This window comes from Halomonas sp. SL1 (genome assembly GCF_003030865.2).
In the GTDB taxonomy this organism is placed as follows: Bacteria; Pseudomonadota; Gammaproteobacteria; order Pseudomonadales; family Halomonadaceae; genus Halomonas; species Halomonas halophila.
This window is the reverse complement of the sequence record NZ_PYUQ02000024.1, coordinates 29,906-48,346: the sequence shown is the minus strand read 5'-3', so window position 1 is coordinate 48,346 and position 18,441 is coordinate 29,906. Positions and strand designations below refer to the sequence as shown.

The 18,441-nt window shown below is 69.7% G+C and carries 18 protein-coding genes; 8 read left to right on the top strand and 10 right to left on the bottom strand.

From position 1 onward, the window contains the following. Positions 1 to 56 precede the first annotated feature (56 nt). The 3 genes from speE to hemE form a co-directional block, all read right to left on the bottom strand. Positions 57 to 977: a polyamine aminopropyltransferase gene (gene speE / locus C9J49_RS15450; protein ID WP_107180951.1), complete on the bottom strand. Its 921-nt coding sequence runs from the start codon at positions 975 to 977 to the stop codon at positions 57 to 59. A gap of 69 nt (positions 978 to 1,046) precedes the next feature. Beyond that, a complete protein-coding gene (locus C9J49_RS15445) occupies positions 1,047 to 1,430 on the bottom strand; it encodes a hypothetical protein (RefSeq protein WP_107180950.1) in 384 nt (127 codons plus the stop codon). After that, positions 1,423 to 2,499: a uroporphyrinogen decarboxylase gene (gene hemE / locus C9J49_RS15440; RefSeq protein ID WP_035599742.1), complete on the bottom strand. Its 1,077-nt coding sequence runs from the start codon at positions 2,497 to 2,499 to the stop codon at positions 1,423 to 1,425. The genes C9J49_RS15445 and hemE overlap by 8 nt, the downstream gene beginning before the upstream one ends. Positions 2,500 to 2,636: 137 nt before the next feature. Here hemE and ribA point away from each other — a divergent pair, with 137 nt between their 5' ends. From ribA to C9J49_RS15425, 3 genes are all read left to right on the top strand, one after another. Then, on the top strand, positions 2,637 to 3,272 hold the full coding sequence (ribA, locus tag C9J49_RS15435; protein ID WP_035599739.1) for a GTP cyclohydrolase II: 636 nt from the start codon (positions 2,637 to 2,639) through the stop codon (positions 3,270 to 3,272). Positions 3,273 to 3,387: 115 nt separating this feature from the next. Beyond that, the gene (locus C9J49_RS15430; RefSeq protein ID WP_046079033.1) at positions 3,388 to 4,059 is read left to right on the top strand and encodes a hemolysin III family protein; all 672 of its coding nucleotides are present in this window, start codon (positions 3,388 to 3,390) and stop codon (positions 4,057 to 4,059) included. 164 nt (positions 4,060 to 4,223) lie between these two features. Further along, entirely contained in the window at positions 4,224 to 4,514 is a 291-nt protein-coding gene (locus tag C9J49_RS15425; RefSeq protein WP_046079032.1) for a hypothetical protein, read from the top strand. A gap of 125 nt (positions 4,515 to 4,639) precedes the next feature. On the opposite strand, the gene C9J49_RS15420 is transcribed toward C9J49_RS15425, so the two are convergent. Further along, a complete protein-coding gene (locus C9J49_RS15420) occupies positions 4,640 to 6,019 on the bottom strand; it encodes a heavy metal sensor histidine kinase (protein ID WP_220084877.1) in 1,380 nt (459 codons plus the stop codon). After that, positions 6,019 to 6,690: a heavy metal response regulator transcription factor gene (locus C9J49_RS15415; RefSeq protein WP_107180948.1), complete on the bottom strand. Its 672-nt coding sequence runs from the start codon at positions 6,688 to 6,690 to the stop codon at positions 6,019 to 6,021. Before C9J49_RS15415 ends, C9J49_RS15420 begins: the two co-directional genes overlap by 1 nt. Before the next feature lie 141 nt (positions 6,691 to 6,831). Here C9J49_RS15415 and uraH point away from each other — a divergent pair, with 141 nt between their 5' ends. Next, a complete protein-coding gene (uraH, locus tag C9J49_RS15410; RefSeq protein ID WP_046079029.1) occupies positions 6,832 to 7,239 on the top strand; it encodes a hydroxyisourate hydrolase in 408 nt (135 codons plus the stop codon). Positions 7,240 to 7,321: 82 nt separating this feature from the next. Here the strand turns inward: uraH and C9J49_RS15405 are convergent, their stop codons facing one another. The 5 genes from C9J49_RS15405 to C9J49_RS15385 form a co-directional block, all read right to left on the bottom strand. After that, entirely contained in the window at positions 7,322 to 8,470 is a 1,149-nt protein-coding gene (locus C9J49_RS15405) for a Na+/H+ antiporter NhaC family protein (RefSeq protein ID WP_107180947.1), read from the bottom strand. Positions 8,471 to 8,642: 172 nt separating this feature from the next. Then, positions 8,643 to 9,410, bottom strand: coding sequence for a co-chaperone DjlA (gene djlA, locus C9J49_RS15400; protein WP_046079027.1), 768 nt, complete (start codon positions 9,408 to 9,410; stop codon positions 8,643 to 8,645). Continuing rightward, on the bottom strand, positions 9,407 to 11,383 hold the full coding sequence (dxs, locus tag C9J49_RS15395; RefSeq protein ID WP_107180946.1) for a 1-deoxy-D-xylulose-5-phosphate synthase: 1,977 nt from the start codon (positions 11,381 to 11,383) through the stop codon (positions 9,407 to 9,409). The genes djlA and dxs overlap by 4 nt, the downstream gene beginning before the upstream one ends. Positions 11,384 to 11,418: 35 nt before the next feature. Further along, positions 11,419 to 12,306 carry a (2E,6E)-farnesyl diphosphate synthase gene (ispA, locus tag C9J49_RS15390; RefSeq protein WP_107180945.1) on the bottom strand — a complete coding sequence of 296 codons (888 nt, stop codon included), beginning with the start codon at positions 12,304 to 12,306 and terminating at the stop codon, positions 11,419 to 11,421. After that, positions 12,293 to 12,595, bottom strand: a complete 303-nt coding sequence (locus C9J49_RS15385; RefSeq protein ID WP_035599268.1) for an exodeoxyribonuclease VII small subunit — start codon at positions 12,593 to 12,595, stop codon at positions 12,293 to 12,295. Before C9J49_RS15385 ends, ispA begins: the two co-directional genes overlap by 14 nt. 282 nt (positions 12,596 to 12,877) lie before the next feature. Here C9J49_RS15385 and serA point away from each other — a divergent pair, with 282 nt between their 5' ends. From serA to C9J49_RS15365, 4 genes are all read left to right on the top strand, one after another. Continuing rightward, entirely contained in the window at positions 12,878 to 14,128 is a 1,251-nt protein-coding gene (gene serA, locus C9J49_RS15380; RefSeq protein ID WP_107180944.1) for a phosphoglycerate dehydrogenase, read from the top strand. Positions 14,129 to 14,281: 153 nt separating this feature from the next. After that, entirely contained in the window at positions 14,282 to 15,262 is a 981-nt protein-coding gene (locus tag C9J49_RS15375) for a rhodanese-related sulfurtransferase (RefSeq protein WP_107180943.1), read from the top strand. Positions 15,263 to 15,548: 286 nt separating this feature from the next. After that, complete coding sequence (locus C9J49_RS15370) at positions 15,549 to 16,898, top strand: 8-oxoguanine deaminase (RefSeq protein ID WP_046079022.1); 1,350 nt, start codon at positions 15,549 to 15,551, stop codon at positions 16,896 to 16,898. A gap of 74 nt (positions 16,899 to 16,972) precedes the next feature. After that, a complete protein-coding gene (locus C9J49_RS15365) occupies positions 16,973 to 18,319 on the top strand; it encodes a uracil-xanthine permease family protein (RefSeq protein ID WP_052719338.1) in 1,347 nt (448 codons plus the stop codon). Positions 18,320 to 18,441 lie beyond the last annotated feature (122 nt).

The following is an 18,441-nucleotide window of genomic DNA, read 5'->3' as shown; positions in this document are numbered from 1 at the left end:
AACGACGAACCCCGGCCTTGGCCGGGGTTCATTGCTATGAGCGCTACACGCCAGCGTCAGTCGTCCAACAGCCGCCGCATGAAAGGCGGCAGCGCCAGGGCGCCGCGATGGGCCTCGACGGTGTAGTAGTCGAGCGGCATCTCGCTGGCCGCGGCCTCCACCTCGCGGAAGCTGCCCACGTCGGTCGCCTTGCCGGCCAGGGTCACGCTCCACCAGCCGGAGGGATAGACCGGCTGCGGGAAGGGCAGCGTGGCCACGCTATCGAAGCCGGCCTCGCGCATGTCATGGCGCAGCTCGCGGATGATCGAGCCGCTGTGATAGAGCGGCGACTCGCTCTGCTGCACCAGCACGCCGCCCGGGCGCAGCACGCGATGGCAGCGGCGCAGGAAGTCGGTCTTGAACAGGCCCTCGGCGGGGCCCACCGGGTCGGTGGAGTCGATGATCAGCACGTCGATGCTGTCGTCGTCCGCCTCCTCGATCCACTTCACGCCGTCGGCGAAGCGCAGCTCGGCGCGCGGGTCGTCGTTCGACGCGACGAGCGCCGGGAAGAAGCGCTCGGAGGCCCGGGTCACTTCCTCGTCGATATCGATCTGGGTGACCTTCTCGACCCCCGGATGGCGCAGCACCTCGCGCAGGGTGCCGCAGTCGCCGCCGCCGATGATCACCACGCGCTTCGGGTCGGCGTGGGTGAACAGCGCCGGGTGGGCGATCATCTCGTGGTAGAGGAAGTTGTCGCGGTCGGTCAGCATCACGCAGCCGTCGAGCACCATCAGATGGCCAAAGGTCTCGGTGGCGTAGACCTCGAGGTACTGATAGGGACTCTGCACCTCGTGCAGCTTCTCGGACACCTTCAGCGAGAAGGCGCTGCCGTGGCTGTCGAAGACTTCGGTGAACCAGCCGGAATCACCGGGATTGAGGCCAGCGTCGGGGCCTGAATCGAGGCCAGCGTCGGGGCCGGTATCAAGAGAGGAGCTCATCGGAAACCCTCAGGATGACGAGTAAAAGGAAACCATGACCGCCGCGGCGGCCGGCAGAAGCGTCAGCATCTAGCGCATGATACGGCGGCGAAGCCCCCACAGCACCAGCACGGCACAGCCGGCGCCCAGGGCGTTGGCCAGGATATCGGCGGGATCGCCGCCGAAGCGCCCGGGCACCGCGATCTGCGCGAACTCGATCGCCACGCCGAACAGCGCCGCCGCCGCGAAGGCCAGTGTCAGGCGCAGCCCGGCCAGCCCGCTCAGCCCGGCGATGGCGGCATAGCCGAGGAAGTGGTTGAGCTTGTCCCAGGGCAGCGAGCGCGGCAGCGCATCGCCCGGCACCAGGCTGCCCCAGGCCACCGTCAGCGCGGCGGCCAGCGCCAGCCCGGCCCACAGGCGGCGCCGGTCGTGCCAGCGCCGCAGCAGGGCGGTGAGCCGAGCCGGCTCAGTCATGGGCGATGCGTTGATGATAGGCCGGGCTCAGCTCGTGCAGGGCGTCCATGAAGGCGCTGACGTGATCCGGGTCGGTGAACTGGCTGATGCCGTGACCGAGGTTGAACACGTGGCCGGGGCCCTCGCCGTAGCTGTCGAGGATGCGCGCCACCTCGGCGCGGATCGCCGACGGCCGCGAGAACAGCACGTTGGGGTCCAGGTTGCCCTGCAGGGCGACGCGATGGCCGACCCGCTCCCGGGCGACGGACAGCTCGGTGCTCCAGTCCAGTCCCAGGGCATCGGCGCCGGAGGCCGACATCTCCTCGAGCCACTGGCCGCCGTTCTTGGTGAACAGGATCACCGGCACCTTGCGACCCTCGTGCTCGCGGATCAGCCCGGCGACGATCTGCTCCATGTAGCGCAGCGAGAACTCCAGGTAGGCCGGCGTCGAGAGCGCCCCGCCCCAGGTGTCGAAGATCTGCACCACCTGAGCGCCGGCGCGGATCTGGGCGTTGAGGTAGTCGGTGACCGCGTGGGCCAGGGTGTCGAGCAGCCGGTGCATGGTATCCGGCGTGTCGTAGAGCATCGCCTTGACGTGGCGGAAGTCCTTGCTGGAGGCACCTTCCACCATGTAGGTGGCCAGCGTCCAGGGGCTGCCGGAGAAGCCGATCAGCGGCACCCGGCCGCCCAGCTCGCGGCGGATGGTCGAGACCGCGTTCATCACGTAGTCGAGGTCGCGCTCGGCGTCGGGCACGGTGAGCGCGTCCACCGCCTCGGCGGTGCGCACCGGCTTGCGAAACTTGGGTCCCTCGCCGGTCTCGAAGTAGAGCCCCAGGCCCATGGCGTCGGGGATGGTGAGGATGTCCGAGAACAGGATGGCGGCATCCAGCGGATAGCGCTCCAGCGGCTGCAGGGTGACCTCGCAGGCGCGATCGCGATCGCGACACAGGTCCATGAAGCTGCCGGCCTGGGCCCGTACCTCACGGTATTCCGGCAGGTAGCGGCCGGCCTGACGCATCATCCACACCGGGGTGCGGTCCACGGGCTGCCGCGCCAGGGCGCGCAGAAGGCGATCGTTCTTGAGTTCCATGCGGGCGCTCATCCACGGAAAATGTGGCGACATTGTACCCCATCGGAACCGCACGGGCTGCTCGTGAGCCCGTCATCGTCCTGATAGAATGCGGGAATACCCATCGGCCACGCCATGGTCATGCATCGAGGTACACCGTGACGATTCGCTACATCGCCGCCTCCCGGCTGCCCACTCCCTGGGCCACCTTCACCATGCACGGCTTCGAAGACGAGGCCACCGGCAAGGATCACATCGCCCTGACCCTGGGCGACGTCGACGATGGCGCGCCGGTGCTGGGCCGTGTGCATTCCGAGTGCCTGACCGGCGACGCCCTGTTCTCGATGCGCTGCGACTGCGGCTATCAGCTGCAGGAGGCGCTCAAGCGCATCGCCGCCGAGGGCCGCGGCGTGCTGCTGTATCTGCGCCAGGAAGGCCGCGGCATCGGCCTGCTCAACAAGATCCGCGCCTACCACCTGCAGGACCAGGGCGCCGACACCGTGGAAGCCAACGAGCAGCTCGGCTTCGATGCCGACCTGCGCCGCTACGACCTCTGCCTGCCGATGCTCGAACGGCTGGGCATCGGCGCGCTCCGGCTAATGACCAACAACCCGCGCAAGGTCGATGCCCTGACCCGGGTCGGCGTCGAGGTCAGCGAGCGGGTCAGCCTGACCACCGGCCTCAACCCGCACAACGAGCACTATCTCTCCACCAAGGCCGGCAAGCTCGGCCACATGATGGCCCTGGACGACTTCACCCAGGCCAGCGACGTGGATATCGAACGCAAGTCCTAGGCTTTGCCTGAGCCGCGTCTGCGCTCGCCGACGTTCGGACACCGTCTCAGCGGAGTGAACTGACGGGAACCTCCCCTTCGACGCCGCCGTCGAAGGACAATGGGAGGTGCCCGTCATGCCTCGACCCTCGCCCCGCGACGACCCCGGCTATTCGCTCCTCGAGGAGCTGCTGCACAGCGTCAGCCATGGCGTGGGCGCGCTGCTCAGCGTCGCCGGCCTGGTGACGCTGATCGCCCTGGGCAGCCGCGAGCTGAACGACGGCCCCTACAAGCTCACCGCGGTCTCCCTCTACGGCACCACCCTGGTGCTGCTCTACACCGCCTCCACCCTCTATCACGGCACGCGCCATCCCGGCCTCAAGCGCGCCTTCCGCATGCTCGACCACTGCGCGATCTACGCCCTGATCGCCGGCACCTACACGCCCTTCCTGCTGGTCAACCTGCGCGACTCCGTCGGCACGCCGCTGCTGGCGGTGATCTGGACCCTGGCCGTGGCCGGCATCGGCCTGAAACTCATGCGTCCCTTCACGCTGGGCGGCCTACACATGGGCAACTACCTGCTGATGGGCTGGCTGATCGTGCTGGCCGCCGGTGAACTGCCCACCGCCTTCACCGCCACCGGCCTCGCGTTGCTGGTCGGCGGCGGGCTGACCTACTCGCTGGGCCTGGTGTTCTTCGCCGTCCGCGCCATCCCCTTCAACCACGCGGCCTGGCACCTGTGCGTGATGGGCGGCAGCGCCTGCCACTTCGCCGCCGTGGTCGTCGACGTGCTGCCCTATTCGGGCTGACGCCCCATCCATTCGACATCGTCGGATAGGCCGATCTTATCGCTGCCATAGCTAAATGTGTCTTTGATTACATTTAGCATGCTACTATTATTCTCCACATCGAACGGCCCGGGACACACCGGATGCCACACGTACCAGATACCGATTCGAGAGAGGAGTCCCCCATGAAGACCAAGATGATCGCCGCCAGCCTGCTGCTCGCCGCCCTGCCCCTCGCCGCCCAGGCCGACAACGCGTCCGAGCGCGCCCTGACGCTGAACCAGCAGCCGCTGTCCACCGCTTCCGCCCAGGGCGCCGCGGCGCAGGACGCCAGCCAGGAAGACGTCGTCGCCACCTGGGGCGCCAGCGAGGCCATGGCCCAGGCGCGCCTGCGGCTGAACGCTCGCCAGCAGCAGACCCACATCGCCTCCAGCGACAATGCTACCGAGCTGGCCCGCCAGGCCACTCAGGGCTGAGGAAGGAACCTCGCCCCCGGCCGTCCGCCGCTAGCCTGATCGCGACCGCATCCCGGCGTCCCGATGCAAGAAGCCCCCGACCTCGGTCGGGGGCTTTTTTGTGCTGGCACAAGCTGCCAGAGCGCTCAGTTGGCGGCTCGACCGCCGTCCACCGGCAGACTGAGCCAGAAGACGGTAGCGGCCGCGTCGCTTTCGCACCAGGCCTCCCCGCCGTGCAGCTGCGCCACGGAGCGCACGATGGCCAGCCCCAGGCCGCCGGTGCCCGCCGGCCGCGACCGTGCTGGATCACCGCGATAGAAGCGCTCGAAGAGCCGCTCCCGCTGCGCATCGGGAATCGGCGCCCCGTGGCTGACCACCCCAATGCGCCGCCACCCGTCCTCCGCGAGCGATACCAGCCGGATCTCGGTGCCGCCGTCGCCATGGCGCAGCGCGTTGTCGATCAGGTTGGCGAGCGCCCGGCGCAGCAGGTCGAGGTTGGCCGTCACCCGCCCCTGCGTGCAGTTGATCAGTGCGCGGCCATCGTCCTCGGCCATGCCCTCGAAGTAGTCGCACAGCGGCTCGACCAGCGCCCGCAGCTCGATCGCCTCACGCGGCAGCGTCCTCGACGGCTGCTCGGTGCGCGCCAGGAACAGCATGGTCTCGATCATGCGCGAGAGGCGCTCGTACTCCTCGACGTGGGAACCCAGCAGCTGGCGATATTCTTCCGGCGAGCGTTCCCGCTGCAGCACCTGCTGGGTCGCCCCCAGCAGGTTGCCCAGCGGCGTGCGCATCTCGTGGGCCAGGTCCTCGGAGAAGCGCGACAGCTGGGCGAAGCCTTCCTCCAGACGCGCCAGCATCTGGTTGAGCGCGCGGCTCAGCTCTCGCAGCTCCGCCGCCTCGTCGCTGGCCTCCAGCCGCTGATGCAGATGCGCCACGTCGATGGTGCGCGCCCGCTCGGCCAGCCGCCTGACCGGACGCAGTCCGCGCCGGGCGACGACCCAGCCCAGCCCGCAGGCCAGCACCGCGCCCGCGCCCATGGCGAGCCACAGCCGCAGCCGATAGGCGGCCAGCATGCGCTCGCGTTCCTCGAGGGTCTTGCCGGCCACCAGGGTCAGGCGGCGCCCGTCGTGCTCGACGCTGCGCCAGGCCAGCCGCGTCGATGCGACGGCGGGATGCTCGTCGAGGCGCCCCTCCGGCGCCGACGGCAGCGCGGGCACCGGCAGGCCCGGCGGGTTGACCTCGATCAGCGGCGCGCCCCGGGCATCGAGCATCCACAGCAGGCTCTCGCGATTGCCCAGCATGTTGGCGTAGAGCAGCGGCCGGCGGCGCAGCGCCGCGATGCTCTCGCCGTCGTCCAGCAGCGCCTCCATGCGCTCGAGACGGCCCTGCAGCATCCGGTCGTCGCGCCAGGCGATCTGCTGGCCCAGGGCGTGATAGAGATAGGCCCCGAGGCCGCCGAGCAGCAGCAGGGTCACCAGGGCGAAGAGCAGCGACAGCCGCAGCGACAGGGAGGCCGGCACGCGCATCACGGGCGTTCCTCCAGCACGTAGCCCATGCCGCGCTCGGTGTGGATCAGCCGGCGCGGGAAGGGATCGTCCACCTTGGCCCGCAGCCGCCGCACGGCCACCTCGACCACGTTGGTGTCGCTGTCGAAGTTCATCCCCCATACCTCGGCGGCGATCAGGGTCCGCGACAGCACCTCGCCCTCGCGCTCGAGCAGCAGCTGCAGCAGGGCGAACTCCTGGTTGGTCAGCGACAGCCGCGACTCGCCCCGGGTCACCCGCCGCTTCAGCACGTCCATGTGCAGGTCGGCCACCTGGAAGCGCTCCCGCTCGCGGGGTGGGCCACGGCGTAGCAGGGTCCGCACCCGGGCCAGCAGCTCGACGAACGAGAACGGCTTGACCAGGTAGTCGTCGGCACCCAGCTCCAGCCCCTTGACCCGATATTCCACGGCGTCCCGAGCGGTCAGGAACAGCACCGGCACCTGGCTGCTGCGCCGGATCAGGCGCAGCAGCTCCCAGCCGTCGAGACCCGGCAGCATGACGTCGAGGATGATCAGGTCGAAGTCGGCCTCCTCGATCAGGTGGCGGCCGTCCAGCCCGTCCCGGGCCACCTCGACCCGATAGCCGGCCTCGCCCAGCCCCCGGGCCAGGTAGTCGGCGGTCTTGCTCTCGTCCTCCACCATCAGGATGCGCATCGATCGGGCCCTCGTGAAATGACGCCACAGGCTAGCCCGTCGCGCGCGGGCTGCCCATTACAAAGTCGTCATCTCGCCGTCAGGGAGGCGACGGCGAGACGCTGTCAGGCTGGCGTCTCCATCCCCACAGGAGAGCTTTCCATGCGCCTTTCCCGAACGCTGATCGCCGCCCTCGGCCTGTGCGCCGCCGCCCCGGCCCTGGCCGCCGACAATCCGCTCAGCGTGCACGTGCTCGACATCCAGTCCGGCCAGCCGTCGCCGGGCGTCGAGGTCCAGCTCGAGCAGCGCACCGAGAGCGGCTGGGAGGCCCTGGCCACCGGCACCACCGCCGAGTCGGGCCGCATCTCGGCGCTCTATCCCGACGGCCGGGCCTTCACCCCGGGCGTCTACCGCGTGACCTTCGAGACCGGCGACTGGTTCGCCGATCACGACACCCGGACCTTCTTCCCCGAGATCCCGGTGCCCTTCGAGGTGACCGACACCGACCAGCACTACCATATCCCGCTGCTGCTTAGCCCCTATGGGTATTCCACCTATCGCGGCAGCTAAGCGGCGCCGGCCCCGAATGCAAGAAGCCCCCGACCGAGGTCGGGGGCTTCTTCGCATGTGGACGTGCGAGCGCTCGGCGGGGTCAGGCACCGGCCCGCTCGGCCGACAGGCCCCAGCAGCGACGCAGCACCAGGGCCGTGGCCACCATCGCGACGGCACCGGTGGCCCCGCCGATCAGGGCGCTGCCGGACAGGCCGGCGACGAAGAACGCCAGGATGCCGGCCAGGCCCGCGGTGATCGCATAAGGCAGCTGCGTGCGCACGTGATCGATGTGGTCGCAGGACGACCCCGCCGAGGACAGGATGGTGGTGTCCGAGATCGGCGAGCAGTGATCGCCGAAGATGCCGCCGCTGAGCACCGCCGCGATGGCCAGCGCCAGCGGCAGGTCCATGGCCATGGCCACCGGCATGGCGATGGGGATCAGGATGGCGAAGGTGCCGTAGGAGGTGCCGGTGGTGAAGGCCACCAGGGCGCCGATCAGGAACAGCAGCACCGGCACCAGGCTCGGCGCGATGCTGGCCTCGGCCAGGGTCACCAGGTAGTCGGCGGTGCCGAGCTCGGTGGTCACGCTGCCGATCGACCAGGCCAGGGTGAGGATGATGTAGACCAGGGTCATGCTCTTGATGCCGTCGACCACGATCTCCATGGCCTCGCGGAAGTCGAACAGCTTCTGGGCCATGCCCATGACGAGCCCCACGGCCACCGCCACGAAGGTGGCGATCAAAATCGACTGGCCGCCGTCGGCCTCGCCCACGGCAGTGACCAGATCGTTCTCGGGGTAGCCTCCGGTCCACAGGAACAGCGGGGGAATCATCCCCACCAGCACGCCGATCGGCACCAGCATGTTGCGCTTGCGGGCCTGGTGTTCCGGCACCGAGACCATCTCCTCGACCTCGTGGCCGGAAGGCGGGTTGGCGCCCTCGGCCATCACCTCGCCGGTGGTACGGGCGCGCTGCTCGGCCCGGGCCATCGGGCCGTAATCGCCCTGGGTGACGACCAGGAAGACGATCAGCCCCAGCGCCAGCCAGGCGTAGAAGTTGAGCGGGATCGACGACAGGTAGATCAGGTACTCGGAGCCCTCGAGCCCCATGGTCGTCAGCTGGGTGCCGCCCGCCAGCATGGTGGCGCCCAGCCAGACACCACAGAACAACGCCGGAATGACGTTGCGCGTCACCAGCGCCAGCAGGATAGCCAGCACGGGCGGCAGGAGGGAAAAGGCTCCGAATGACATCAGGGGAATCTCCGGGATCGTCGTGTCGCTCGCCGCGGTCACGGCGAGGCGCCGCGCATCCTAGGGGGCGCGCGACGATCCGGCAAGCACGATCTCGCCTCCCGGCCGATGCACGAAGCCCCCGACCGAGGCCGAGGGCTTGTGGTGATGGTGCCTGGTGAGGTGCGTGCGGTCAGGCAGCGGCGCGGGCCTTGCGGATGCGCTCGTAGGCGTTGCCGATCTCGCTGGTGCGCTCCTTGGCCACCTCGCGCATGCTCTCCGGCATGCCCTTGGCGGCGAGCTTGTCGGGGTGGTTCTCGCTCATCAGACGGCGATAGGCCTTCTTGATCTCGGCGTCGCTGGCCTCGGACGACACGCCCAGCACCTGGTAGGCCTCCTCGAGGGTCGGCCCGGACTCGGCCGCGGCGCCGGCGCCACCGCCGCCGCGGAGCATCGCCTCGATGCGGGCGATCTCCTCCTCGGAGCAGCCCAGGCCGCGCATCACCCGCATCAGCATCTCGTGCTCGGCGGGGTGCATCTGGCCGTCGGCGGCGACCGCCGCCAGCTGCACCTGCAGGAACACCTGACGCAGCGCCGGCTGGGCGCCGACGATCTGGCGCACCTTGGCCAGCTCCGCGTCCAGATCGAAGTCCGCCGCCTTGCCGCGGGTGAAGTCGGCCCGGGCCTTGGCGCGCTGCTGCTCGTTGAGGCGCAGGCGGTCCCACAGGGTGCGCGAGGCCTCGAGCTCGTCCTCGGAGACCCGGCCGTCGGCCTTGCACAGGCAGCCCATGACCGCGAAGGTCGACTCGAGGAACTGCGCCTGGATGCCGGCCAGCTTGCCGAGCATGCTCTTGCGCAGGCGGCGCGCCAGCCAGTAGCCCAGGCCGCCGCCGACCAGCAGCCCGATGGGGCCGCCGACCAGGAAGCCCAGCAGGGCGCCGATGAAGATCATCATTCTCATGGGGCTTCTCCCGATTCGGTCGCATCGCCCGCCAGCCGGCGGCGGATCGCCGCCTCGATGCCGTCGGCGTCGAGGCCGCACTCGGCCAGCAGCTCGGCGGGCTTGCCGTGTTCGACGAAGGCGTCGGGCAGCCCCAGGTTGAGCACCGCGCCGCGGTGGCCCTCCGCCATCAGCAGCTCATTGACGCCGCTGCCGGCGCCGCCGGCGACCACGTTCTCCTCCAGGGTCACCAGCAGGTCGTGCTCGGCGGCGGCGGCCAGCACCGCGTCGCGGTCCAGCGGCTTCACCGAGCGCATGTTCAGGTGGGTGGCGTCGAGTCGCTCGGCCACCTCGGCGGCGGGGCCGTTGAGGCTGCCGAAGGCCAGCAGGGCGACCTTCGGGCCCTCGCCGCCGGCGCGCCGCCGGGGCTCGGCCTCGCCGATGGCGAGCGGTTCCAGGTGCTCGGGCATCTCGCTGCCCGGGCCGGTCCCGCGCGGATAGCGCACCGCCGCGGGGCCGTCGTGATGGTAGGCGGCACTGAGCATGGCCCGGCACTCAGCCTCGTCGGCCGGCGCCAGCACCACCAGGCCCGGCACGCAGCGCAGGAAGGACAGGTCCATGGCGCCGTGGTGAGTCGGGCCGTCCTCGCCGACCAGGCCGGCGCGGTCGATGGCGAAGGTCACGTCCAGTTCCTGCACCGCCACGTCGTGGATCAGCTGGTCATAGCCGCGCTGCAGGAAGGTGGAGTAGATCGCCACCACCGGCTTCATGGCCTCGCAGGCCATGCCGGCGGCCAGCGTCACCGCGTGCTGCTCGGCGATCGCCACGTCGAAGTAGCGCTCCGGGTATTCCTGGGAGAAGCGAATCAGGTCAGAGCCCTCGCGCATCGCCGGGGTGATGCCGATCAGCCGCTCGTCCGCCGCCGCCATGTCGCACAGCCAGTCGCCGAAGACGTTGCAGTACTTTTTAGGTTTGGGTTTGGGCTTGGGTTCCGGCTCGGGCGCAGGCGCGGGCGCCGGCTTGAGCGGCGGCGGGGTGTCCTTCTTCTCCGGCTCACCCTTTTCCAGCTTGGTGATGGCGTGGTAGCCGATGGGGTCGGCCTCGGCGGGCAGGAAGCCGCGGCCCTTGCGGGTCTTCACGTGCAGGAACTGCGGGCCGTCCATGTCGCGCATGTTGCGCAGGGTGTGGACCAGCGTCGGCAGGTCGTGGCCGTCGATGGGGCCGATATAGTTGAAGCCCATCTCCTCGAACAGCGTGGCCGGGCTGACCATGCCTTTCATGTGCTCCTCGGTGCGCCGCGCCAGCTCCAGGGCGCCGGGCAGGTGCGAGAGCACCTTCTTGCCGCCCTCGCGCATGCTGGTGTAGGGCTTGCTGGCGAGGATGCGCGCCAGATAGCTGGCCAGGCCGCCGACGTTCTCGGAGATCGACATCTCGTTGTCGTTGAGCACCACCAGCAGATTGGCGTCGACGTGGCCGGCGTGAGCCAGGGCCTCGAAGGCCATGCCGGCGGTCAGGGCGCCGTCACCAATCACCGCGCAGGCGCGGCGGTTCTCGCCGCGGGCCCGGGACGCCAGCGCCATGCCCAGCGCCGCGGAGATCGAGGTGCTGGAGTGGCCGACGCCGAAGGTGTCGTACTCGGACTCGGCGCGCCGCGGGAAGGCGGCCAGCCCGCCGTACTGGCGGATGCCGGTCATGGCCTCGCGGCGCCCGGTGAGGATCTTGTGCGGATAGGCCTGGTGGCCGACGTCCCACACCAGACGGTCGTGGGGCGTTTCCAGGGCATGATGCAGCGCCACGGTGAGTTCCACGACGCCGAGGCCGGCGCCGAAGTGGCCGCCCGAGACGCCCACGCTGTAGAGCAGGTAGGCGCGCAGTTCGTCGGCCACCCGGGCAAGCTGGGCGTCGTCCATGGCACGCAGGGCGGCCGGCGTTTCCAGGGTGTCGAGCAGCGGCGTGGCCGGACGCTCGCGCGGAATGTCATCGAACAGCTTCATGAAGACTCTATCTGTCAGGGCGGCCGGAGGCCGCCTCAGTGGTCACGCTCGATCATGTATCGGGCCAGCTCGGCCAGGGGCGCGGCGGCTTCGCCCAGCGGCGCCAGCGCCGCCACGCCTTCCTCGACCAACTCATCGGCCCGGGCGCGGGCGCCCTCGAGGCCCAGCAGGCTCGGGTAGGTGGGCTTGGCGCGGGCGGCATCGGCGCCGGAGGCCTTGCCCAGGGTAGCGGTATCGCCGGTGACGTCGAGCACGTCGTCGTGGACCTGGAAGGCCAGGCCGATGGCCTCGGCGTAGCGTTCCATGGCGGCCAGCCGGGGATCGTCCTCGGTCACCGCGACCAGTCCCCCCAGGCGCACCGCGGCGCGGATCAGCGCGCCGGTCTTGTGGCGATGCATGGTGGCCAGCGCGGTGACGTCAGGGTGGCCGCCCACCGCGGCGAGGTCCAGCGCCTGGCCGGCGACCATGCCGTCACGGCCGGCGGCGTGGGCCAGGGTGGCGATCATCGCCGGCAGCCGCGGATGGGCGGTCTCGGCCAGCACCTCGAAGGCAAGCGCCTGGAGGGCGTCGCCGGCGAGGATCGCCGTGGCCTCGTCATAGGCGCGATGCACCGTGGGCTGGCCACGGCGCAGATCGTCGTCGTCCATCGCCGGCAGGTCGTCGTGGACCAGCGAGTAGGCGTGGACCAGCTCCAGGGCCGCGGCCGGGGCGTCCAGCTCGGTATCGGCGGCGCCCAGGGCGCGGCCGGCGGCGTAGACCAGCACCGGCCGCAGCCGTTTGCCGCCGACCAGCACGCCGTGGCGCATCGCCGCCTCGAGGCGGGCATCGGCGACCGCCGGGCGGGCGAAGAGCGTCTCCAGGCGGGCATCGGCCCGTGCGCGATCGGCGGCCAGTCGCGCCACCAGAGTGTCAGCGTTCACCATCGTCCTCCGCGGGCGGGGCGAAGGGCTGCAGGTCGATGCCGCCGCCCTCGCCTTCGGTCAGGGTACGGACCTTGAGTTCGGCCTCGTCGAGGCGGCGCTGGGCGTCACGGGTCAGGCGCACGCCTTGCTCGAAGGCGTCCAGCGAACCCTCCAGCGTCAGTTCGCCGGACTCCAGCCGCTCCACCAGCGCCTCCAGGCGCTCGACGGTCGCGGCGAAGTCCGCCGGCGCGGACTCGTCACTGGTCCGGCCATCGGCCTCGTCCGGGGGACGGCTTTGCTGTTCCGCCATGGCTTTCCTCGTCGGTCGCTCCCACCATGAGGGCGACAGTATACACGCTCCCCCCCGGGGGTCGTCTGCCCCGAGCATCCCGGCCGACGGTCCCGCTGCGCGCCTCATCATGCACGTAGCTCAAGTCGGCGACGCAGCATTTTCATCCTGGGATTTCCGCGCTGTGGTAGCATGAGCCACCTCATTTCGAGCCGACAGCGGTTCAGGCTTCCGCCCTTCCGGAGGGCTCCAGCACCGGCCTGAGCGGTATGCGGCGCGCACCGTAGAAGGGTTGATTCGACCATGGCCAAGACGTCCCTGGACAAGAGCAAGATCAAGATCCTGCTGCTCGAGGGCATCCACCAGAGCGCGGTGGACCACTTCCTCAACGCCGGGTACACCAACATCGAGCACCTGCCGACCTCGCTGGACGAGGAAACGCTGATCGAGAAGATCCGCGACGTCCATTTCATCGGCCTCCGCTCCCGTACCCAGCTCAACGAGCGCGTGTTCAGCGCCGCCGAGAAACTGGTGGCCGTGGGCTGCTTCTGCATCGGCACCAACCAGGTCGACCTGGACGCGGCCCTGGTGCGTGGCATCCCGGTCTTCAATGCGCCCTACTCCAACACCCGCTCGGTGGCCGAGCTGGTACTGGCCGAATCGATCATGCTGCTGCGCGGCATCCCCGAGAAGAGCACCCGTGCCCACGAGGGCGGCTGGCTGAAGTCGGCCAAGAATTCCCACGAGGCTCGCGGCAAGGTGCTCGGCATCGTCGGCTACGGCAGCATCGGCGCCCAGCTCTCGGTGCTGGCCGAATCGCTCGGCTTCGACGTCATCTACTACGACGTGGTGACCAAGCTGGGCATGGGCAACGCCCGCCAGGTGGGTAGCCTCGAAGAGCTGCTGGCCCGCGCCGACATCGTCAGCCTGCACGTGCCGGACCTGCCCTCCACCCGCTGGATGATCGGCGAGGAGCAGATCGCGCTGATGAAGCCGGGCAGCATCCTGATCAACGCCTCCCGCGGCAGCGTGGTGGTGATCGAGGCCCTGGCCGAGGCGCTCAAGGCCGGCCGCCTCAACGGCGCCGCCGTGGACGTCTTCCCGGTCGAGCCCAAGGGCAACAACGAGGAGTTCGTCAGCCCGCTGCGCGGCCTGGCCAACGTCATCCTCACCCCGCACATCGGCGGCTCCACCCTGGAGGCCCAGGAGAACATCGGCATCGAGGTCGCCGAGAAGCTGGTGACCTACTCCGACAACGGCACCACCATCACCTCGGTCAACTTCCCCGAGGTGGCGCTGCCGTCGCATCCGGGCAAGCATCGCCTGCTGCACATCCACGACAACGTGCCGGGCGTGATGTCCGAGATCAACAAGGTGCTGTCCGAGAACGACATCAACATCCTCGGCCAGTACCTGCAGACCAACGATCGCATCGGTTACGTGGTGATCGACGTCAACAAGGACTACGGCCAGAAGGCGCTGGATGCCCTGAGCCAGGTCGCCCACACCAAGCGCGTGCGGGTGCTCTACTCCGAGACCAGCTTCGAGGGCTGATCGCCCGACAGCCCTCTCGCCCCGCTGACGACCCCGGCCCCGCGCCGGGGTCGTTGCGTCCGAGCCCGGGATGCGCACGCGTCGGCGGAGGGGTAGAATGCCGCCACCCCAACCCGGTCCGTCCTTTGCGAGGACGACAACCAGGAGATCACCATGACCACACCTCAGACCGCGGGGGGCATCGTCGTTGCCGCCCTGTACAAGTTCGTCACCCTCGACGATTTCGAAGACCTGCGCGAGCCCCTGCGCCAGGCCATGCTCGAGCACGACGTGAAAGGCACCCTGCTGCTGGCCCGCGAGGGCATCAACGGCACCGTGTCCGGCACCCGCGAGGGCATCGACGCCCTGCTCGCCTGGCTGGCCCGCGACCCGCGCCTGGCCGACGTCGATCACAAGGAATCCTTCTGCGACGAGCACCCCTTCTATCGCACCAAGGTCAAGCTCAAGCGCGAGATCGTGACCATGGGCGTGGACGGCGTTGACCCCAACGACACCGTCGGCACCTACGTCGATCCCGAGCAGTGGAACGCGGTGATCGCCGACCCCGAGGTGCTGGTGATCGACACCCGTAACGACTACGAGGTCGCCATCGGCTCCTTCGAGGGCGCCGTCGACCCGCAGACCAAGTCGTTCCGCGAGTTTCCGGAGTACGTGAAGGCGCACTACGACCCGAGCCGCCACAAGAAGGTGGCGATGTTCTGCACCGGCGGCATCCGCTGCGAGAAGGCCTCCAGCTTCATGCTCAACGAGGGCTTCGAGGAGGTCTTCCACCTCAAGGGCGGCATCCTCAACTACCTCGAGAAGGTGCCCGAGGACGAATCGATGTGGCGCGGCGACTGCTTCGTGTTCGACAACCGCGTGACCGTGCGCCACGACCTCAGCGAGGGCGAGTACGACCAGTGCCACGCCTGCCGCATGCCGATCTCCGCCGAGGACCAGCAGGCCGAGACCTACGAGCCCGGCGTCAGCTGCCCGCACTGCTTCGACTCGCTGCCGGAGAAGACCCGCGCCGCCGCCCGCGAGCGCCAGAAGCAGATCCGCCTGGCCAAGGAGCGCGGCGAGCCCCATCCGCTGGGCCGCGATCCGAGGCAGATGAAAGCCACGGCCCGGCAGACCGACGACGACACCCACTGAGCCGTCACGGCGCCCCGTACGCCGCCGGCCTTGCCTCTCGCCACCGCCGCGTCCTCGACGCGGCGGTTTTTTTGGCCGGGCGAAAACGCCCGGCTCCGTTAGACCCTCTAAGACTTTCGTCGTGAGACGGGCTCGACAGCGCCCCGGGTTGTACACAATACTGTTCTGGCATGCGACACAGACGCCGTACACAACACAACAAAGGCACCTGAACCAAGACTCCGCTCCGATGCCTGACGGGGCTTGGGTAACCCTTTGTTGTCCACCGCACCCTCGGGAGGACAACATGACCGCCAATGCCCAGACCCTGTGGATTCGCCACCCGCGTGCCTGCAGCGATCCCGCCGCCGCCGGCGGGGTGGTGATCCGCAACGAGCGCATCGTCGAGGCCGTGCCGGCGGGCGCCACGCCCGCCACGCCGATCGATGCCAGCTTCGACGCCTCGCAGCACGTGCTGCTGCCCGGCCTGGTGAACACCCACCATCACTTCTATCAGACCCTGACCCGCGCCTATTCGCCGGCGCTGAACAAGGAACTGTTCCCCTGGCTGACGACGCTCTACGACGTCTGGGCCAACCTCACCGAGGAGCAGCTGGAAGTCGCCAGCGAGCTGGCCATGGTCGAGCTGCTGATGAGCGGCTGCACCACCGTGGCCGACCATCACTACGTGTTCTCCGGCGCGCTGACGAACGCCATCGACGTCCAGGTGGCGACCGCCCGCCGGCTCGGCGTGCGCGCCGCCCTGACCCGCGGCTCGATGAGCGTGGGCCGCGACGACGGCGGCCTGCCGCCGCAGTCGGTGGTGCAGGACGAGCGCACCATCCTCGACGAGAGCGCGCGACTGATCGACGCCTATCACCAGCGCGGCGACGGCGCCATGACCACCATCGCCCTGGCGCCCTGCTCGCCGTTCTCGGTGAGTCGCGAGCTGATGCAGGAGAGCGCGCGGCTGGCCGAGGCCAGGGACGTACGCCTGCACACCCATCTGGCCGAGACCGAGGACGAGACCGCCTACTGCGAGCGGCTGTTCGGCATGCGCCCGCTGGATTATCTGGAGGCCACCGGCTGGCTCTCGTCGCGCACCTGGCTGGCCCACGGCATCCACTTCGACGACGGCGAAATCGCCCGGCTCGGCGCCGCCGGCACCGGCATCGCCCACTGCCCGTCGTCGAACATGGTGCTGGGCTCGGGGCTGTGCCGCACCCTGGAGCTGGAGGCCGCCGGCTGCCCGGTGGGCCTGGCGGTGGACGGCTCGGCCTCCAACGACCATTCCAACCTCGCCGAGGAGATGCGCCAGGCGCTGCTGCTCGGCCGGCTGCGCTACGCGCCGAGCGAGGTCAGCCACGACGACGTGATCCGCTGGGCGACCCGCGGCTCGGCCGGCTGCCTGGGCCGCGACGACATCGGCGGCCTGGCGCCCGGCCAGCAGGCCGACCTGGCGCTGTTCCGGCTCGACGAGGCCCGCTTCTCCGGCGCCGAGAATCCCGTCGCCGCCCTGCTGCTGTGCGGCGCCCACCGCGCCGACCGGGTGATGGTCGCCGGACAGTGGCGGGTGGCCGAGGGCCGGCCACTGGGCGTCAACCTCGACGACCTGATAGCCCGCCACGACCGCGCGGCCCGGGCGCTGAGGGCGTAGCGAACGGTAAACCGTAAAGCGACAGGACACATCACAGGGTTTCCGCTTCAACAACGACAACAGGAGCCACCACCATGTCGACCCCCGAAACCGCCGGCGAGGCGGCTACACCACGGGTGCGCAGCACCCACGACGTCAATACCATGCCGCCCCTGCGCCGGGCCATTCCGCTGGGGCTGCAGCACGTGCTGGCGATGTTCGTCGGCAACGTCACCGTGCCGATCATCATCGCCGGCGCCGCCGACCTGCCCGAGGACCAGACCGCCTTCATGATCCAGGCGGCGATGTTCGTCGCCGGCATCGCGACCCTGGTGCAGTCGCTGGGGCTGGGGCCGATCGGCGCCCGCCTGCCGATCGTCATGGGCACCAGCTTCGGCTTCGTGCCGGTGCTGATTCCCATCGCCGTGGGCATGGGCCTGCCGGCCGCGCTCGGCGCGGCGCTGTGCGGCGGCATCGCCATGGCGCTGGTGGGGCTCTTCCTGCCCTGGTTCCGCTTCCTGTTCCCGCCGGTGGTCACCGGCACCTTCGTGATCATGCTCGGCACCCTGCTGATGCCGGTGGGCTTCGCCTACGCCGGCGGCGGCTTCGGCGCCGAGGACTTCGGCGCCCTGCACAACCTGCTGCTGGCGGCGCTGGTGCTGCTGGTCACCCTGGGCCTGCACCAGTTCGGCCGCGGCATCTGGTCCGAGGCCGCGCCGTTGATCGGACTGGTCGCGGGCTACGCGACGGCCACCGCCTTCGGCCTGGTCGACTTCGGCCAGATCGCCTCGGCGGACTGGGTCTCGCTGCCCATGCCGCTGACCATCGGCCTCGAGTTCCACCTGGCCGCCATCCTGCCGGTGGTGCTGCTGGCGGTGGTGACCTGCGCCGAGTCGATCGGCGACATCGTCGGCACCACCGCCGGGGGCCTCGACCGCGAACCCACGGCCAAGGAGCTCTCCGGCGGGGTGATGGCCGACGGCCTGGCCAGCGTGTTCGCCGCCCTGTTCAACGCCTTCCCGCAGATCAGCTTCAGCCAGAACGTCGGCATGGTGGCGCTGACCGGCGTGGTCAGCCGCTTCGTGGTGGCCATCGGCGGCGTCTTCCTGGTGCTGGCGGGGCTGCTGCCCAAGCTCGGCGGGCTGATCTCGAGCATCCCCAACGCCGTGCTCGGCGGGGCGGTGCTGATCATGTTCGGCATGATCGCCAGCGCCGGCATCAAGATGCTGTCCCACATCCCCTTCAACCGCCGCAACATGGTGATCATCGGCGTCTCGCTGTCGGCGGCCATCGGCCTGCCGGCCCAGGAAGGGCTCTACGCCGGCCTCTCCGACAACGTCCAGGCGATCATCGAGTCCGGGCTGATCCCCGGCGCGCTGTGCGCCATCGTGCTCAACCTGGTGCTGCCCGGCAGCGACCGCGTGTTCCGCAACGACGTCTGACGCGCGGGCCGTTTCACTTTCCCCGCCATTCCACGGCGCACTCCCGGCCGCTTCGCCCGAGGCGGCCTTCTCGTTTGTTCCTTCCGCTCAGGCCGGCAAGTTGGAAACCATTTCCGCTGGCA

What these genes read in the sequence shown, in the direction of transcription:
- speE (WP_107180951.1), bottom strand. Translation starts at nt 977, where the DNA reads ATGAGCTCCTCTCTTGATACCGGCCCCGACGCTGGCCTCGATTCAGGC.
- C9J49_RS15445 (WP_107180950.1), bottom strand. Translation starts at nt 1,430, where the DNA reads ATGACTGAGCCGGCTCGGCTCACCGCCCTGCTGCGGCGCTGGCACGAC.
- hemE (WP_035599742.1), bottom strand. Translation starts at nt 2,499, where the DNA reads ATGGAACTCAAGAACGATCGCCTTCTGCGCGCCCTGGCGCGGCAGCCC.
- C9J49_RS15430 (WP_046079033.1), top strand. Translation starts at nt 3,388, where the DNA reads ATGCCTCGACCCTCGCCCCGCGACGACCCCGGCTATTCGCTCCTCGAG.
- C9J49_RS15425 (WP_046079032.1), top strand. Translation starts at nt 4,224, where the DNA reads ATGAAGACCAAGATGATCGCCGCCAGCCTGCTGCTCGCCGCCCTGCCC.
- C9J49_RS15420 (WP_220084877.1), bottom strand. Translation starts at nt 6,019, where the DNA reads ATGCGCGTGCCGGCCTCCCTGTCGCTGCGGCTGTCGCTGCTCTTCGCC.
- C9J49_RS15415 (WP_107180948.1), bottom strand. Translation starts at nt 6,690, where the DNA reads ATGCGCATCCTGATGGTGGAGGACGAGAGCAAGACCGCCGACTACCTG.
- uraH (WP_046079029.1), top strand. Translation starts at nt 6,832, where the DNA reads ATGCGCCTTTCCCGAACGCTGATCGCCGCCCTCGGCCTGTGCGCCGCC.
- C9J49_RS15405 (WP_107180947.1), bottom strand. Translation starts at nt 8,470, where the DNA reads ATGTCATTCGGAGCCTTTTCCCTCCTGCCGCCCGTGCTGGCTATCCTG.
- djlA (WP_046079027.1), bottom strand. Translation starts at nt 9,410, where the DNA reads ATGAGAATGATGATCTTCATCGGCGCCCTGCTGGGCTTCCTGGTCGGC.
- dxs (WP_107180946.1), bottom strand. Translation starts at nt 11,383, where the DNA reads ATGAAGCTGTTCGATGACATTCCGCGCGAGCGTCCGGCCACGCCGCTG.
- ispA (WP_107180945.1), bottom strand. Translation starts at nt 12,306, where the DNA reads ATGGTGAACGCTGACACTCTGGTGGCGCGACTGGCCGCCGATCGCGCA.
- C9J49_RS15385 (WP_035599268.1), bottom strand. Translation starts at nt 12,595, where the DNA reads ATGGCGGAACAGCAAAGCCGTCCCCCGGACGAGGCCGATGGCCGGACC.
- serA (WP_107180944.1), top strand. Translation starts at nt 12,878, where the DNA reads ATGGCCAAGACGTCCCTGGACAAGAGCAAGATCAAGATCCTGCTGCTC.
- C9J49_RS15375 (WP_107180943.1), top strand. Translation starts at nt 14,282, where the DNA reads ATGACCACACCTCAGACCGCGGGGGGCATCGTCGTTGCCGCCCTGTAC.
- C9J49_RS15370 (WP_046079022.1), top strand. Translation starts at nt 15,549, where the DNA reads ATGACCGCCAATGCCCAGACCCTGTGGATTCGCCACCCGCGTGCCTGC.
- C9J49_RS15365 (WP_052719338.1), top strand. Translation starts at nt 16,973, where the DNA reads ATGTCGACCCCCGAAACCGCCGGCGAGGCGGCTACACCACGGGTGCGC.